The organism is Stenotrophomonas sp. CFBP 13718 (assembly GCF_014842145.1).
Lineage (GTDB): Bacteria > Pseudomonadota > Gammaproteobacteria > Xanthomonadales > Xanthomonadaceae > Stenotrophomonas.
Genome location: NZ_JACYVC010000004.1, coordinates 107359 through 123517, shown reverse-complemented (window position 1 = coordinate 123517; position 16159 = coordinate 107359). Strand labels below are relative to the sequence as shown.

Sequence of the window (16159 nt, the reverse complement as noted above, 5' to 3'; positions counted from 1 at the left end):
CGTTAGACCTTATGGAGGACTGAGGAGAGCAGGTCATGACCTACGATCACACGCGTGCGCTTGAACTTCTGAGGCTCGGCTCAGGCAACGTGATGGCAGATTTCCGGGAAGACCAGGAAGCCGCCATACGTCACGTCGTGGAGGGCGCAGGGCGTCTGCTCGTTGTGCAGAAAACCGGCTGGGGCAAGAGCTTCGTGTACTTCATCGCGACCCGGCTGCTCCGCGACAGGGGTGCCGGCCCTGCTCTGCTGGTATCGCCCTTGCTGGCACTCATGCGCAATCAGGTCCTTGCAGCGGAGCGCATGGGCCTTCGCGCTGCGACGCTGAACTCGGAAAACCGCGATGAGTGGGATGCCATCACGGCACGACTGCACAGCAACGACATCGACATCCTGCTCATCTCGCCTGAGCAGCTGGGAAATGAGTATTTCACTGCGGAAATCCTTGCACCGATCGCTTCGGACATCGCGTTGATGGTGATCGACGAAGCCCACTGCATATCAGACTGGGGCCACGACTTCCGTCCGCACTATCGCCTGTTGGAACGCGTGGTGAAGCGACTGCCGCAGAACCTTCGCCTGCTGGCTACGACGGCCACCGCGAATGACCGCGTCATGCAGGACCTGACCGCTGTCCTGGGACCGGGGATGCGGGTGATGCGAGGCGATCTGAATCGAAGCTCGTTGACCCTGCAAACGCTCCAGATGCCCGACAAGGCAAGTCGTCTGGCCTGGTTGGCGCGGCAACTGCACACACTGCCCGGTCACGGCATCATTTACACCCTCACGATAGACGACGCCAATCAAGTCGCAGCATGGCTGCGGCTGCAGGGATTCGCAGTCGACGCCTACACCGGCAAGTCCGGCGAACACCGCCCTGCGCTGGAGCAGGCTCTGCAGGACAACAAGGTGAAGGCGCTGGTCGCAACGACTGCCTTGGGAATGGGCTACGACAAGCCCGATCTTTCGTTCGTCATCCACTACCAGATGCCGGGTTCCGTCGTCGCCTATTACCAGCAGGCAGGGCGTGCGGGACGCGCGCTCGAATCTGCATACGGAGTGCTCCTCAGCGGAGACGAACAGGAAGCAACCCTCGACTGGTTCATCCGCAGCGCATTCCCCAGCCGGGACGAAGTCACCCTGATCCTGGCTGCGCTTGAAAGCGCGCCCGAGGGGCTTTCCGTGCCGGACTTGATGGCGCGCGTGAATCTGGGAAAGGGGCGCATCGAGAAGACGATCACCGCGCTGTCGCTCGAATCACCCGCACCGATCGCACGGCAGCAGACCCGGTGGCAGCTCACGTCCGCCCTGCTGCGTCCTGAATTCTGGTCGCGGGCCGAACGCCTGACGGCACTCCGCTATCAGGAACTGCAGCAGATGAGGACCTACGTCGCTCAGCCCTTTGGCAGCCACATGGCATTTCTCATTGATGCCCTCGATGGCAACAGCGATATGCTCATGCCCCCTCGCCTGCCTGCCCTTCCCTCGGACATCGATACGACGCTGCTACAGCGCGCCCAGGCCTTCCTCAACCGGACCTGTCTGCCCATTGCCCCCAGGCTGAAGTGGCCCGTGGGCGGAATGCCCCGCTTCGGAATCCACAACGCCAGCTCCATTTCGCACGTGGCGCAGGCTGGAAAGGCCCTCTGCATGCTCAATGACGCCGGTCTCGGCCGCCTTGTGCAGGAGGGAAAATATGCCGACCATCACTTCCCCGACCGTCTGGTTGCCGCTTGTGTGGAGATGCTGCAAGATTGGAGCCCGCATCCCGCGCCCACGTGGGTGACCTGCGTGCCCTCCCCGCGACGCCCGGACCTGATGCCAGACTTTGCGATGCGCGTCGCCCATGCATTGGGCCTTCCCTTCTCGGTGGTCATTGCGGAATCACACGAAAGACCAGAGCAGAAGACGATGGCAAACAGCACGCAGCAGGCGCGGAACCTGGATGGCGCTTTCACCATCACCGGATTGCCGTTGTCCAATGGGCCGGTCCTGCTGCTTGACGACATCGTGGATTCGCGTTGGACGCTGACCGTGGCCGCCTGGCTGCTTCGTCGCAGCGGAAGCGGCCTCGTCTGGCCGATGGTGCTTGCCAAGACAGGTCATGGCGGATGACCACCCCCATCTCGCCGAACACCCAGGCCATTCTGCTGCTGACGGCCCCCCTGATCATCGGGAAGGCGAGCGCCTCTTCTGATCCGCTGACACCGGGTGAGTACAAGGCACTTGCACGCCACCTGCGCAGCATCCACCGGCAACCTGCGGACCTTGTCACAGCTGACATGGATTCGGTGCTGCGCGACTGCACTGGCCTTGTTGACAGCGCGCGCCTGCAGAGACTGCTGGGCCGTGGTTTCCTGCTCAGCCAAGCCCTGGAGCGCTGGGGTGCGCGCGCAATCTGGGTTATCAGCCGCGCAGACCCCGGCTACCCGCGACGTCTCAAGACACGCCTTCGCGAAGACGCACCCGCCGTGCTCTACGGATGCGGCGATCCGCACAATCTGGAGCAGGGTGGGCTCGCCGTTGTGGGATCAAGAAAAGTGACAGACACTTTGATCGACTACACCACCGCCCTTGGACGTCTGGCCGCGGAAGCAGGGAGGACGGTTGTGTCTGGCGGGGCGCGAGGGGTCGATCAAGCGGCCATGGGCGGCGCACTGAGCGCAGGCGGCCGGGTCTGCGGGGTTGTGGCAGACAGCCTGGAACAGCACAGCATGACCCGCGCGCAGCGCGATCCGTTGCTGGAGGGTCGCCTCACGCTGGTGTCTCCGTACGATCCATCTGCCAGCTTCAACGTGGGCCACGCCATGCAACGCAACAAGCTGATCTACGCATTGGCGGATGTGGCGCTGGTGGTCAACGCAGATCTCGGCAAGGGGGGAACCTGGGCAGGCGCGGTTGAACAGCTGGAAAAGCACCGCTTTGTGCCACTGTTCGTACGATCTGCAGGCGAGTCCAGTGCAGGCCTCGACGGACTGCAGGCGAAGGGCGCGTCGCCTTGGCCCGCGCCACTCGACGTCGCCGCGCTGGAACAGGTGTTCCGCGAATCGAGCGGCTACACCGCATCGCGTGGGCAAGATTCCATCCGCGCAGTCGCTGAAGCCGCTGCACCCTATGCCACCCAGGACAGCGACGCCATGGAGCCTTACGCCGTGCCTGCGGAGCCTGCTTCGCAGGGTGCACGTGAGCTTCTCCAGCAGGGCGTGCGTGCCGCCTTCTCACGGCTGTTGCGTGAACCCCTGCAGGCGGCCGAGATCGCAGCGGCGCTGGAGGTATCGCTCCCGCAGACGCAGGTCTGGCTGACGTGGCTCGTCGATGAGGGTGTGCTGCACCATGAGCGGACGTCGGCGCACTATGTGCTGCGGACTCCAGTTTCCGTCGCTGGATCGAGCCCTGAAACGCGTTGAACGTGCCTGACCTCTCCGTTATCACGCCTGTCGATGCGCCCCTGCTGGTCGGCTACAGCGGCGGGCTGGATTCGACGGTGCTGCTGCACTGGCTGCTGCAGTCGGCGCAGGCGTGGGGATTCACCCTGAGGGCGGTCCATGTCCATCACGGACTGCAGGCGTCGGCCGATGCCTGGGCGGTGCATTGCCAACGCCAGTGCGATGCCTTGGGCGTGCCGCTGAGCGTGCGCCGGGTAGAGGTGGATCTTTCTTCCGGCATCGGCATGGAAGCGGCAGCACGCCAGGCACGGCGCGACGCCTTCGTAGCGGAACTACGCGCTGGCGAGACGCTGGCCCTGGCGCAGCACCAGGATGACCAGGCCGAAACCTTCCTGCTGCGTGCGCTGCGCGGTTCCGGCGTGGATGGGCTGGCGGCGATGTCGCCCGTATCGGCGCTGGATACACATCGGCTGTGGCGACCGCTGCTGCAGACGCCGCGCTCGGCGTTGTTGAGCTACGCGCAGCAACACGGACTGGAGTGGATCGAGGACCCCAGCAACAGTGACGATGGCCCCGATCGCAACTTTCTGCGGCTGCACGTGCTGCCGCTGTTGCGCGAGCGGTGGCCGCACGCTGCCGCCGCGCTGGCCGCGAGCGCCGCGCACTGCGGTCAGCTGCGCGACATGCTGGACGAAGAAGACGACGAGCTGCTGCAGCACGTGCAGGCCGCCGCGCGCGTGGTGTCGGTGGAGCGCCTGCAGCAGGTGTCACCGCCGCGCCGTGCCCGCGTGCTGCGTCGCTGGGTATCGACCCAGGGCGCTGCCGCCCTGCCCGCGCGCGTGCTCGCGCAGCTGGAAAACGAAGTGCTGCCGGCCGGGCCTGACCGCGAGGCACAGGTGCGCTGGCAACAGCACAGCATCCGCCAATGGCGCGGCCACTGGTACCTGTTGCCGGCCGAGCTGCCGCAGCTGCCTGCCGGCTGGCAGGCCACCTGGGATGGCCGCGCACCGCTGGCCCTGCCCGATGGCGGCCAACTGCAACTGCAGGGCGCGGCGGCATTCGATGCGCCGTTGCATGTGACGGCCCGGCAAGGCGGCGAACGCATCCAGCTGCCCGGCCGCCGCCACCAGCATGCGCTGAAGGACTGCCTGCAGCGTGAGCACCTGGCCCCATGGCGACGCCGCCAGCTGCCGCTGCTCTTCGCCGCCGATGGCCAGCTGCAGGCCGCCGCCGACGTGGTGCTGTCCGCGCCGCTGCAGGCCTGGCTGCAGCAGCACGATGCCCAGTTGCACTGGCGTCCCGGCGGCTGGTGAATTGACCCCTGCGCGCGGGCCGTCCACACTTGTCGCATGGCTAAGAAAACCCCCGAAAATGCGTCCCCGGTAGCCCAGTTCGAGCAGTCGCTCGAATCGCTGGAGCAGCTCGTCGAGCAGATGGAAACCGGAGAGCTCAGCCTGGAAGCGTCGCTCAGCGCCTACGAACGCGGCGTCGGCCTGTACCGCCAGTGCCAGCAGGCGCTGGAGCAGGCCGAACTGCGCGTGCGCCTGCTCACCGATCCGGCCCAGCCGGAAAACGCCGAGCCCTTCGACCCGCCGTCCCATGACGGTTGAAGCGATGTTCGCGCGCCTGCGCGATCGCATCGAAAGCCAGCTCGACGCCGCCCTGCCCTCGGCCACCGACGCCCCGCATCGGCTGCACCAGGCCATGCGCCATTCGGTGCTGGGCGGCGGCAAGCGCATGCGTCCTCTGCTGGTCTATGCGGCTGGCGACGTGTTCGGCACCGACCCGCACCAGTTGGATGCCCCGGCGATGGCGGTGGAACTCGTACACGCTTATTCGCTGGTACACGACGACCTGCCGGCGATGGACGACGACGCCCTGCGCCGTGGCAAGCCGACCACCCACATCGCGTTCGACGAAGCCACCGCCATCCTCGCCGGTGATGCGTTGCAGACCCGCGCCTTCAGCCTGCTGGCCGAAGCGGCACTGCCGGCGGAACTGCGCGTGGCCTGCCTACAGGCGCTGGCCCACGCCTCCGGCGCGGCCGGCATGTGCGGCGGTCAGGCATTGGATATCGATGCGACCGGCCAACTGCAGTCGCTGGACGCACTGACCCGCATGCACGCGCTGAAGACCGGTGCGCTGATCCGCGCTGCCGTTCGCATGGGCGCGTTGTGCGGCCACGCCCCGGCAATCGATCTGGCCCGTCTGGACCAGTTCGCCGATGCGCTTGGCCTGGCCTTCCAGGTGCGTGATGACATCCTGGACGTGGAAGCCAGCTCCGAGCAGCTCGGCAAGACCGCCGGCAAGGACGTGGCGCAGGACAAATCCACCTTCCCCGCCCTGCTGGGAATGGACGGCGCCAAGGCCAGGCTGGCCGAGCTGAGCACAGTGATGGACGACGCCCTGGCCCACTACGGCGAAGAAGCCGATGCGCTGCGCGCCCTCGGCCGCCTGGCCATAGAACGCAATCACTAGCCGGTAGTGACGGCCGCTGGCCGTCAACCTTCGATACTGACGCCCGCTGGTCGTCACGCTTCACCGCCCGGTCCATAATCGCCCACACCCCCTGCCAGTATCGCCCTAGCGAAAGGACGCCTAGACCATGCTGAGCCAGCACTTCCTGTTCTTCTTCGCCATGCTTGGCGCGTTCATGGGGCTCGGCCTGGCCAGCTTTCTCTGGTGGCGTGCCAAGGGCGAACCCACCCAGCGCTGGCTGTCCCTGCTGGTGCTGGCGGTCGGCGTGCGCACCGGCAAATCCGTGGTCTTCCACTTCTGGCCCGACATCCCGCGCATCGCCCTGCAGCTCGGCCTCACCGCCTGTTTCCTGATCGGGCCCTGCCTGTACTTCCTTATCCGCTCCACCCAGGGCAACACGCCCGGCGCCAGCCGCGTGGACCGCTGGCATATCACCGCGCTGGTCATCATCACCTTGGCGGTGAACCTGTTCCTGCCCTACGCAGGCAACGATCTGCTGTGGCGAAACCTCATCACCCCCGGCATCAATTACGCCTGGCTGGCCTACCTGCTGCTGGCCACGGTAGAGCTCTATCGCCACCGCGTGCATCTCGCGCGAAGCCCGTCAGGCCCGCTGCTGCTGGGCGCGCTGGTCGGCATCTGGTTGATCTGGACCGCCTACTACACCGCCGGCTACACCTCCTACATCGTCGGCGCGCTGTGCTTCACCTTCGTGCTGGTGTCCAGCGTGCTGGTCTACCTGCGGCTGCGCTCCGGGAAGGCCGCCATCGAGCCCTACCAGGACCGCCGCATCCCGACCGACGAGGCAACCACCCAGCTGCAGGCGCTGGCCGAACTGATGGCCCGCGAGCGCCTGCACCTGGATCCCGGCCTGACCCTGCCGCGCCTGGCCCGTCGCATGGGCGTGCCGCAGACCCGGCTGTCGCAGCTGCTCAACGCCGACAACCAGACCTCGTTCAAGCAGTACCTGGCGCAACTGCGGGTGGCCGAAGCCAAGTCGCTGCTGCTGCAGGTGCCGATGAAGCCGCTGGAGATCGTGGCAACCGAAGCCGGCTTCCAGTCGATGTCGACCTTCCACAGCGCGTTCAAGAAGCACGAGGGCATCACCCCCGCCGCCTTCCGCAGTCGCCGCACGGACTCCGGAAATGCATTCCAGCACTCCTGAAACACGACGCAACATATTGATCTGAAAGGGATGACCTAACGTGCGGACTCCTTCCCGTGAGTCCGCACCATGTACACATCCCGCTTCATCCGCCCCCTGCTGATGCTGCTGCTGGCCGCCTGCCTGGGCGCGGTCTACACAGTCCAGGCGGCCACCCCGCAGCGCATTCTGTTCGTCCTTTCCAGCAGCAAAGTCCACGGCAGCTCGGCGCTGCCGGCCAGCGTCAGCTTCGGCGAGGTCGTCCACGCATGGGATGTCTTCCACGAAGCCGGGTATGCCGTGGACTTCGTCTCGCCCGATGGCGGGGCCGTGCCTATCCTGGATTCCTACGTCAGCGACGATGTGGCCGCGCGCCAGCAGGACCCGCGCATCATGACCGGGCTGCGCAACACCACCACGCCCGCACAGGTTGATCCGTCGCTCTATCGCGCCGTGTACTACGTCGGCGGCAGCAACGCCATGTACGGCGTTGCCGAAAACCCGCAACTGCAGCGCATCGCCGTGCATGTCTACGAGCGCAACGGTGGGGTGGTGTCGGCCGTCTGCCACGGCACCGCCGGCATCGTGGACCTGACCCTCAGCGGCGGCCAGCGCCTGCTCGCCGGCAAACGCATCACCGGCTATCCGGAACAGCACGAACAGCAGGACGCGGCCTACTTCAAGCAGTTCCCGTTCCTGATCGGCCAGACGGTCACCGCACGCGGCGGCACCTTCAGCGCGATCGACAGCGAACAGCCGTACATCCAGGTCGATGGGCGGGTGGTCACCGGCCAGAACTACGCCTCGGCCGCGCCGGTGGCCAAGGCCGTGGTGGAGGTGCTGCGCGGCGGTCGCGCCGAGGTGGAGAAGGTCATGCAGAAGGTCGTGCAGGCGTTCGAAGCCGGTGACGCCAACCGGATGTTCGAGGTCCTGCGACGCGACGGCGTCGTGCTCGGCTACTCGGCCGGGCAGCGCCGCGTGGTCACCCAGAGCGCCGAGGAATGGGCCACCGGCTTTACCGGCGTGGCCGCTGACGAAGACCAGCGCTACCGCCGCTACGAAATCCTCGACGTCAGCGAAAACGCCGCCGTGGTGAAGCTGATCCTCGATTACCCCCGCTGGAAAGGGCAGGACTATCTGGCGCTCTCCCGCATCGACGGTAACTGGATCGTCGTCTCCAAATCCTGGTCAGGCCAGGTTAAATCCTGATTCGTTGAACCAACGCGCGTCGCCACACACCCACCATCGAGAATCCTCATGAAGACCCTGATCCGATCCGTTGCACTCGCAGGCAGCCTGCTCCTGCTGATCCCCACCTACGTCATGGCACAGGCCAGCGACCGCGATGCCGTCGACCAGGTCATGCAGACCTTCATGCGTGCCTACACTACGGCTGACAACGCACGCGCCAAACAGGTCTTCCGCAGCGACGGGGTGATGATCGGCTACTCGGCCGCCCGCGGCAGCGGCCTGGTCACGCGCACCGGAGAGCAGTTCGCCGAAGGCTTCAACGGCAAACCGGCGGCCAACGAAGCCCAGCGAAAGCGCAGCTACGAAATCGTCGACATCGCGCATAACCTGGCTGCCGTCAGAGTGACGCTGGACTATCCCGGCTGGGATGGCGTGGACTACGTCGTGCTGCTGAAGACCGACGGCAAGTGGATGATCATGAGCAAATCGTGGACCGGACAGGCCAAGCCCTGACGATTCGCGGGCCGGATGGAGTCCGCCGAGCACGGCTCGGCGCTACAGGGTCCGAAGCAGATCGGTAGCGCCGACCCACGGTCGGCGAGCGCAGCGGGCCGGACGACCACGTAGTCCGCCGAGCACGGCTCGGCGCTACAACGGCCGAGGCAGATCGGTAGCGCCGACCCACGGTCGGCGAGCGCAGCGGGCCGGACGACCGCGCAGTCCGCCGAGCACGGCTCGGCGCTACAGCGGCCGAAGCAGATCGGTAGCGCCGACCCACGGTCGGCGAGCGCAGCGGGGCGGGCGACCACGCAGTTCGCCGAGCACGGCTCGGCGCTACAACGACCGAAGCAGCTCCGTAGCGCCGACCCACGGTCGGCGAGCGCAGCGGGCCGGACGACGACGCAGTCCTCCGAGCACGGCTCGGCGCTACAACGACCGAGGCAGTTCGGTAGCGCCGACCCACGGTCGGCGAGCGCAGCGGGCCGGTCGATCACACAGTCCGCCGAGCACGGCTCGGCGCTACAACGGCCGACGCAGATCGGTAGCGCCGACCCACGGTCGGCGAGCGCAGCGGGCCGGACGACCACGCAGTCCGCCGAGCACGGCTCGGCGCTACAACGGCCGAGGCAGTTCGGTAGCGCCGACCCACGGTCGGTGAGCGCAGCGGGCTGGACGACCACGCAGTCCGCCGAGCACGGCTCGGCGCTACAACGGCGTGGATGCCGTCAGCGGGTAACGTCCATCTTTGGCTTGGCTGCTGATCACCAGCTTGCCGCCCTTGCACACATCCACGTTGGGATACACCACCTGCTGGCCGTTGCGGAACGCAACGCGCAGATCGTAGCGGCAACCGGTGTTGGCCACCGCGAGCCGGGTGGCCCCGCCGCCGCCAGGCAGCAGGTCGATGTCGACCTGCCGGAAGCGGTCGGTACCGGCCGGTGCCACCGCGACACCCGTGACGCTGTCATGGGCGCGGTTGAGCAGTTCGAGATAGCGGACGCCCTCACCTGCGTGCACGGTGGCTGCAGCGGAGAGAAGGGAAAGGACAGCGAATCGGATCATGGGCATGTCACGGGTTCCAGTAGGTGGCGGTGGACCGGTCGCAGCGACGTGGCGGCGCGGTCCGGCCTCTGCATCACGCGCTGCACGCACTCGCCCCACAAGCGATCCGGGACCAATCGTCAGCCAGCGCGGACCAATCGCAGCCGGCCGCCACAGCGCTTCCGCCCGCTCCCCACCGGGCCTAGGATGGGCCAGCTCCGAACGTCGGGCGCACGGGATACCGCAATGAAGATCCGCCTCGGCACGACCCGCATCGGATGGACGTCCTACCTCGCCGTCTGGACTGCAGTGGCCATCGTGTTCGCCCTGCAGAACGCACTCACCCGCTCGCTCAATGGCGAGGCCGCTGCCCTGTTCGATCACCTGCGCTGGTCGATGATCCAGTGGTACAGCTGGGCTGCGCTGGCGCCGTTGGTGTTCCGGCTGGCCGTGCGTTATCCCCTGCAGCCAGGGCGGCACCTGCTCGGGCTGGGCCCACAACTCGTCGCCAGCCTCGCCGTCACCTTCATGGCGATGATCACCGGCGCACTGGTCTCCACGCTGTTCGAGCCCAGCGGCTTCGTCGATCAGCTGGGCTATTTCCTTGCCCAGCATTTCGCGGTGGGGATGCTGACCTACTGGGCCCTGTTTGCGATACAGCAGGCGATGCACTTCCATGCCGAGCAGGCGCAGCGCACGCTGGAGGCCAGTCAACTGGCCACCGATCTCGCACAGTCACGACTGGTCGCCCTGAAATCCCAGCTGCAACCGCATTTCCTGTTCAACACGCTGCACGCCATCATTACCCTGCTTGACGAAGACAAGGTATCGGCCGAAGACATGCTGCTGCGGCTGAGCGAGCTGCTGCGCGCCTTCCTGGAGGACTACGACGGCCAGGAAATCACCCTGCGCCAGGAGCTGGAGCTGATCGAGCTGTATCTCGGCATCCAGCGCACGCGGTTCAAGGACCGGTTGCAGAGCCGCATCTACATCGCACCTGAAACGCTGGACTGCGCCGTGCCCAGCCTGTTGTTGCAGCCCATCGTGGAGAACGCCGTGCGGCATGGCATCGGCAACCGTGTGGGCAGCGACACCATCGAGATCGAGAGCCGCCGCGAGGGGGACACGCTGTGCATCGAAGTACGTAACCGCAACAGCACCCTTTCCACCGAACCGGAACCGTGCGCCGGCCACGGTATCGGCCTGTCCAACACGCGCCTGCGCCTGAAGGAGCTCTACGGCGCTGCCGCCGATGTGCGCTTGGACATGATCTGGCCAGAGGGCGTGGTCTGCCGCATCCGCGTGCCCTTCCGCGAGCTCGAAGGGCCGGATGAGGGACCCGAGTTCAGCGCCGGGCTCGCCCCCGCATGAGCATCGCCACGCTGGTGGTGGACGATGAACCCATCGCGCGGCATGCGATCGTCCGGTTGTTGCGCGATGATCCGCAGACCGAGATCGTGGGTGAGTGCGGCGACGGCGTGTCCGCAGTGAAAGCGATCCGCGAGCACTCGCCGGACCTGGTCTTCCTCGACATCCAGATGCCTGCCATCACCGGGCTGGACGTGGTCGCCACCATCGGCGCGGAGCGCATGCCCGCTACGGTGTTCGTAACCGCCTACGAGCAGTACGCGGTGAAGGCGTTCGAGGCGAACGCGGTGGACTATCTGGTCAAGCCTTTCAGCCGCGAACGCTTTGCCGCCACGCTGCAGCGCGCGAAGGACCGCCTTTCCGCACGTACGGGCATGGGACCCGAGGCGTCGGCCCGCATCCTGCAGGCACTCGATGCGCTGCGTCCGCGTGAGGATTACCTGGAGCGGATTCCGCTACGCGTGGACGAGCACGTGGTGCTGGTGCCGGTGGATGACATCGTCTGGATCAAGGCGGACCGCAACGTCGTGCAGATCCACGTGGCCGACCGCATCCATGAACTGCGCGAGACCATGACCGCCCTCGCCGCCCGGCTGGATCCGCGGCACTTCGCGCGCGTGCACCGCTCTGCCATCGTCAACGTACGGCGGGTGAAGTCCATCCACCCGTGGTTCAACGGCCACCACGTGGTGACGCTGGATACCGGGCAGCAGCTGCGCATGAGCCGTTATCAGAACGAGGCGTTCATGAGGCTGGTGTCGATGCGTGGGGAGCGGTGAGACACGGAGGGGAGCCGACGGGAGGGGAAGCCGACTGAAGTCGGCTCTACCTGTCGGCTCTACCTGTCGGCTCTACCGCGTTACGCAGCCGGATGCGAGGATTGGTGGCGGAACTTCCGCGACAACCATTCACCCAGGTCGTCGACCACGGTGAACGCGGCCGGGATGACGATCAGGCTGAGCAGCGTGGAGGTGATCAGTCCACCGATCACGGCGATCGCCATCGGTGCGCGGAAACTGGAGTCACCGGCAAACCCCAGCGCGATGGGCATCATGCCCGCGCCCATCGCCAAGGTGGTCATGATGATCGGCTGCGCACGCTTGCGGCAGGCATCCACCAAGGCGTCGTGCTGGCTCATGCCGTGCTCGTCCTCGGCGATCACCGCGTAATCCACCAGAAGGATGGAGTTCTTGGTGGCGATGCCGATCAGCATCAACAGCCCGATCAGCGCTGGCAGGGACAGCATGTTCTGGGTGATCAACAGCGCACCGAAGGCACCGCCCGCGCACAGCGGCACCGCCGCCAGGATGGTGATCGGCATCAGCGCATGGTTGAACAGCAGCAACAGCACCATGTAGATGCAGACCAGGCCAGCCGCCATCGCCAGCATGAAGCCGATGAACAGCTCGACGAAGACTTCCGCATCGCCGGTGTTGAGGAAACTCACGCCCGGCGGCAGCTGCTTGACGCTGGGCAGCGCCTGCACTTCGGTCATCACCTCGCCCAGCGGACGACCGTTGAGTTCGGCGGTAAGTGTCACGTTACGCTGGCGCTGGTAGCGCGAGATCTGCGACGGCCCACTGCCCTGCTGGATCTCGGCCACCGCCGCCAGCGGCACCGGACCGTTGCGGCCAGGCACCCGCAGCTGTCCGATCAACGCCGGATTGGCCAGCGTGGCCTCAGCGAAGCCCACCCGGATCGGGACCTGCCTATCCGGCAGGTTGAGCTTGGCCAGCCGCTGTTCGTAATCACCGGCGGTCGCGATGCGCGCGGCCTCGGCGATATCAGCGGTCGCCACGCCCAGATCGGCCGCGCGGGCCGCGTTGGGCACGATCTGCAGCTCCGGGCGCAGCAGCGACGCGGTGGACGACACGCTGCCCAGGCCCTGCAGGCTCCGCAGGTCACGCTCCAGTGCGGTGGACGCATCCTGCAGCCGCTGCGGGTCGTCGCCGGACAGCACCAACTGCAGCAGGTTGCCGGGCTCGGAGCTGACATAGCTCACGCGCACGCCCGGCAGGTTGGCCAGCCGCTGGCGTGCGTCACGTTCGAGTTCCTGCTGACCACGGTCGCGCGTATCGGCGGTGCCCCAGTCCAGCACGAGGGTGGCCTTGCGCGGCTCACCCACGCCCGTCGCACTCGGGTCGCCGAGGTCGAGCACGCTGCCTACCGCGGTGTACACCTGCTTGAGTTCCGGCATCCCGGTCAGCAGCGCGCGGGCGCGCTCGGCCACCGCGACGGTGTCCTGCAGCCGCGTGCCCGGCGGCAGTTCCAGGTTGAGGTTGCTGCGGCCCAGATCGGATTGCGGGATGAAGGTCGCCGGGATGAAAGGCACCAGCGCAAGCGATGCCACGAACAGCCCGGTGGCCAGCCACAACGTGCGGCCGCGATGACGCAACGCGGCGTCCACCCAGCCGAGGTACCAGACCATCAAACGGGAGTCGGGCTTCTCTTCGCCGTGCGGCTTGAGCAGGTAGGCGGCCATCATCGGCGTCAGCAGGCGCGCCACCAGCAAGGAAAACAGCACCGCCGTGGCGGCCGTCCAGCCGAACTCGCGGAAGAACTTGCCGGCGATGCCGGGCATGAACGCCACGGGCACGAACACCGCGGCCAAGGTCAGCGAGGTCGCAATGACCGCGTTGCCGATTTCACCCGCGGCCTCGCGCGCCGCCTCCAGCGGCGGCTTGCCCATGCGCAGGTGGCGCACGATGTTCTCGATTTCCACGATCGCATCGTCCACCAGGATGCCGACCACCACTGACAGCGCCAGCAGCGTGATCATGTTCAACGTGAAGCCGAAGAAGTGCATGACCGCGAAGGTGGGAATGATGGACAGCGGCAACGCGAGTGCCGCCACCCACGTCGCACGCCAGTCGCGCAGGAACAACCAGACCACCAGCAGGGCCAGCAGCGCGCCTTCCCACAGCATGGTCATCGACGAATCGTAGGAGCGGTGGGTCTCGTCGATGGCCGTGGTGACCAGTCGGAAATCGATCCCTGGATGCGCTGCCTTGATCTGGTCCAATGCTGCATGGACGCCGGCCTCTACCTTGACCTCGCTGGAGCCGCGCGTTCGCGACATCGAAAACGCCACGACCTCACCGCCATCCAGCAGCGCCGCCTCGGTCGGATCCGCTGCCGCATCGGTGATCGTGGCCAACGTCGACAGACGTACCGCACGGCCATCCGGCAAGGCGATGGAGTAATCGCGCAGGGCCTGCGCATCGCCTACCGTGCCCAGGGTGCGGATGGTCTGCTGTGCCCCGGCGATTTCCGCCTTCCCGCCCGCACGCTCTACCTGGATCCGGGCCAACTGCTGCGATACATCGCCGGCGGTGATGCCCATCGCGATCAGCGCATTGGGATCCAGGTCCACGCGCACCTGCCGCTGTACGCCGCCCACGCGGGTCACCTGTGCCACGCCGGGTACGCCGTACATGGCGCGGGCGATGTCGCGGTCGACGAACCAGCTCGCCTCATCCGGCGTCATGTGCGGAGCGACCAGCGCATAGGTCATCAGCGAACCGCCGATGTCGACCTTGGAGATCACCGGTTCCTGGATGTCCTGCGGCAGATCCGTGCGGATGCGGGTGACGGCATCACGAGTATCGTCCAGCGCGGTGGCCAGGTCGGCCTCAAGCTGGAACTCGATGGTGGTGGTGCTGACGCCTTCGCTGACCGACGACATCACCCGCTTCACGTTGTTCACCGTGGCGACCGAGTCTTCCACTTTGCGGGTGACTTCGGCTTCCAGCTGGCTCGGCGACGCACCGGGCTGGGTCACCGTCACGGTGGTCATCGGGAAGGCGATGTCCGGGAAGCGCGCCACCGGCAACTGGTAGAAGCCCCACAGACCCGCCACACACAACACGAAGAAGATCAGCAGCGCAGGCAGCGGGCGCTTGATCGCCCATGCAGAGAAGTTCATCGTGCGGCCGCCTTCGCCGCGCTGACCACGCGCACGCGATCCCCCTCGCCGAGGAAACCAGCGCCCTCCACCACCACCTTGTCACCCGCCTTCAGGCCGTCGAGGATCGCGGTGCGGCCTTCCACGGCCTGTCCTGTACGTACCCGCAGGCGCGCTGCCTGCTGCGTGTCGCTCACGCTGAAGACATAGCTGTGGCCATCACGCTGCACGATCGCGGCGGTCGGAATGGTCAGCACCTCGCCGTCGCCGGTGACGATGCGGCCTTCGACGAAGACGCCGGGCTTGAGGGGACCGGGCGTGGGCAGGTCGGCGTACAACGTGCCGGTGCGCGTCTGAGCATCCACCCCCGGAGTGACCGCACGGATGCGGCCGGTGACCACCTGCCCTGCGTAAGGCAGCTCGATCGCATTGCCGACCGCCACATCGGCGCGCTGGTTTTCCGGCAGCTCGGCACGCCACTCCAACCGACCATCACGGATCAGGCGCAGCAGTTCGGTGCCGGCCGACACCACCTGGCCCGGCTGCACCAGCCGCTTGGAGATCAGTCCATCGGCCGGGGCACGCAGGTCGGCGAACTCGCGGCGCAGGCGGGCCGCATCGCGTGCGGCGCGCGCCGTCGCGGTCTGCGCTTCGGCATTGATGCGGCTGGCCCGCAGGTCATCCAGGCTGCTGGCACTGATGAGTTGCTGGGCAGCCAGCTTCTCGCTGCGATCGAAGTTCAGGCGGGCCAGTTCCTGCGCGGCCTGTGCCTGCTTGAGCGATGCGTCGGCCTGCGCCAGTTCGCTGTCCAGCGTGCGATGGTCCAGTTGCAGCAACACCTGCCCCTTCTTTACCCACTGGCCGACATCCACCGGCAACGCGGTAACGCGCTGGCCGCTGATCTCCACGCCCAGCTGCATTTCCTCATACGCGGTGACCGGGCCGGATACCAGCACGGTGCGCGCCATCACCTGCTGCTCCGCCGCAGCCAGCGAAACCGGCAGCGCCGAGGTTTCCGCCGCGGCCTCGGCAGTCGTGTCCTCCTTGCCAGCGCATGCGCTGAGCAGGATCGCGATCAGGAGCAGAGGGGTAACACGCACGAAGGGTGCACGCATGAGGGGATTTCCGGGTCAGAGCAGCAGAGAGG

The 16159-nt window shown here is 66.7% G+C and carries 13 protein-coding genes; 10 read left to right on the top strand and 3 right to left on the bottom strand.

Annotated features, from left to right (window positions below; all coding sequences use genetic code 11):
* Positions 1-35 precede the first annotated feature (35 nt).
* The 8 genes from IFT58_RS08585 (at position 36) to IFT58_RS08550 (ending at position 8711) form a co-directional block, all read left to right on the top strand.
* Positions 36-2114 carry a DEAD/DEAH box helicase gene (locus IFT58_RS08585; protein WP_192094480.1) on the top strand — a complete coding sequence of 693 codons (2079 nt, stop codon included), beginning with the start codon at positions 36-38 and terminating at the stop codon, positions 2112-2114.
* Positions 2111-3406 carry a DNA-processing protein DprA gene (locus IFT58_RS08580; RefSeq protein ID WP_192094479.1) on the top strand — a complete coding sequence of 432 codons (1296 nt, stop codon included), beginning with the start codon at positions 2111-2113 and terminating at the stop codon, positions 3404-3406. The genes IFT58_RS08585 and IFT58_RS08580 overlap by 4 nt, the downstream gene beginning before the upstream one ends.
* 2 nt (positions 3407-3408) lie before the next feature.
* Positions 3409-4698 carry a tRNA lysidine(34) synthetase TilS gene (gene tilS / locus IFT58_RS08575; protein ID WP_192094478.1) on the top strand — a complete coding sequence of 430 codons (1290 nt, stop codon included), beginning with the start codon at positions 3409-3411 and terminating at the stop codon, positions 4696-4698.
* A gap of 36 nt (positions 4699-4734) precedes the next feature.
* Positions 4735-4995 (top strand): exodeoxyribonuclease VII small subunit, encoded by a 261-nt coding sequence (locus IFT58_RS08570; protein WP_042612267.1) that lies wholly within the window; start codon positions 4735-4737, stop codon positions 4993-4995.
* The gene (locus IFT58_RS08565; protein ID WP_192081851.1) at positions 4985-5863 is read left to right on the top strand and encodes a farnesyl diphosphate synthase; all 879 of its coding nucleotides are present in this window, start codon (positions 4985-4987) and stop codon (positions 5861-5863) included. The genes IFT58_RS08570 and IFT58_RS08565 overlap by 11 nt, the downstream gene beginning before the upstream one ends.
* Positions 5864-5990: 127 nt before the next feature.
* Entirely contained in the window at positions 5991-7028 is a 1038-nt protein-coding gene (locus IFT58_RS08560) for a helix-turn-helix domain-containing protein (protein WP_192094477.1), read from the top strand.
* 69 nt (positions 7029-7097) lie between these two features.
* The gene (locus IFT58_RS08555) at positions 7098-8216 is read left to right on the top strand and encodes a nuclear transport factor 2 family protein (RefSeq protein ID WP_192094476.1); all 1119 of its coding nucleotides are present in this window, start codon (positions 7098-7100) and stop codon (positions 8214-8216) included.
* A gap of 48 nt (positions 8217-8264) precedes the next feature.
* Positions 8265-8711 (top strand): nuclear transport factor 2 family protein, encoded by a 447-nt coding sequence (locus IFT58_RS08550; protein WP_192081854.1) that lies wholly within the window; start codon positions 8265-8267, stop codon positions 8709-8711.
* Positions 8712-9404: 693 nt separating this feature from the next.
* On the opposite strand, the gene IFT58_RS08545 is transcribed toward IFT58_RS08550, so the two are convergent.
* Positions 9405-9761 carry a hypothetical protein gene (locus tag IFT58_RS08545; RefSeq protein ID WP_192094475.1) on the bottom strand — a complete coding sequence of 119 codons (357 nt, stop codon included), beginning with the start codon at positions 9759-9761 and terminating at the stop codon, positions 9405-9407.
* 225 nt (positions 9762-9986) lie between these two features.
* Here IFT58_RS08545 and IFT58_RS08540 point away from each other — a divergent pair, with 225 nt between their 5' ends.
* Positions 9987-11111: a histidine kinase gene (locus tag IFT58_RS08540; RefSeq protein ID WP_192094474.1), complete on the top strand. Its 1125-nt coding sequence runs from the start codon at positions 9987-9989 to the stop codon at positions 11109-11111.
* A complete protein-coding gene (locus tag IFT58_RS08535; protein WP_192094473.1) occupies positions 11108-11887 on the top strand; it encodes a response regulator in 780 nt (259 codons plus the stop codon). The genes IFT58_RS08540 and IFT58_RS08535 overlap by 4 nt, the downstream gene beginning before the upstream one ends.
* A gap of 80 nt (positions 11888-11967) precedes the next feature.
* Here IFT58_RS08535 and IFT58_RS08530 read toward each other — a convergent pair whose 3' ends face one another.
* Together IFT58_RS08530 and IFT58_RS08525 are read right to left on the bottom strand one after the other, a co-directional pair.
* On the bottom strand, positions 11968-15033 hold the full coding sequence (locus IFT58_RS08530) for an efflux RND transporter permease subunit (RefSeq protein WP_192094472.1): 3066 nt from the start codon (positions 15031-15033) through the stop codon (positions 11968-11970).
* Entirely contained in the window at positions 15030-16127 is a 1098-nt protein-coding gene (locus IFT58_RS08525; protein WP_192094471.1) for an efflux RND transporter periplasmic adaptor subunit, read from the bottom strand. The genes IFT58_RS08530 and IFT58_RS08525 overlap by 4 nt, the downstream gene beginning before the upstream one ends.
* Between the last annotated feature and the right edge of the window lie 32 nt (positions 16128-16159).

Coding starts and splice junctions, on each gene's coding strand:
- IFT58_RS08525 (WP_192094471.1), bottom strand. CDS start 16,127: ATGCGTGCACCCTTCGTGCGTGTTACCCCTCTGCTCCTGATCGCGATC.
- IFT58_RS08540 (WP_192094474.1), top strand. CDS start 9,987: ATGAAGATCCGCCTCGGCACGACCCGCATCGGATGGACGTCCTACCTC.
- IFT58_RS08560 (WP_192094477.1), top strand. CDS start 5,991: ATGCTGAGCCAGCACTTCCTGTTCTTCTTCGCCATGCTTGGCGCGTTC.
- IFT58_RS08570 (WP_042612267.1), top strand. CDS start 4,735: ATGGCTAAGAAAACCCCCGAAAATGCGTCCCCGGTAGCCCAGTTCGAG.
- IFT58_RS08555 (WP_192094476.1), top strand. CDS start 7,098: ATGTACACATCCCGCTTCATCCGCCCCCTGCTGATGCTGCTGCTGGCC.
- IFT58_RS08530 (WP_192094472.1), bottom strand. CDS start 15,033: ATGAACTTCTCTGCATGGGCGATCAAGCGCCCGCTGCCTGCGCTGCTG.
- IFT58_RS08550 (WP_192081854.1), top strand. CDS start 8,265: ATGAAGACCCTGATCCGATCCGTTGCACTCGCAGGCAGCCTGCTCCTG.
- IFT58_RS08565 (WP_192081851.1), top strand. CDS start 4,985: ATGACGGTTGAAGCGATGTTCGCGCGCCTGCGCGATCGCATCGAAAGC.
- IFT58_RS08545 (WP_192094475.1), bottom strand. CDS start 9,761: ATGATCCGATTCGCTGTCCTTTCCCTTCTCTCCGCTGCAGCCACCGTG.
- IFT58_RS08580 (WP_192094479.1), top strand. CDS start 2,111: ATGACCACCCCCATCTCGCCGAACACCCAGGCCATTCTGCTGCTGACG.
- IFT58_RS08535 (WP_192094473.1), top strand. CDS start 11,108: ATGAGCATCGCCACGCTGGTGGTGGACGATGAACCCATCGCGCGGCAT.
- IFT58_RS08585 (WP_192094480.1), top strand. CDS start 36: ATGACCTACGATCACACGCGTGCGCTTGAACTTCTGAGGCTCGGCTCA.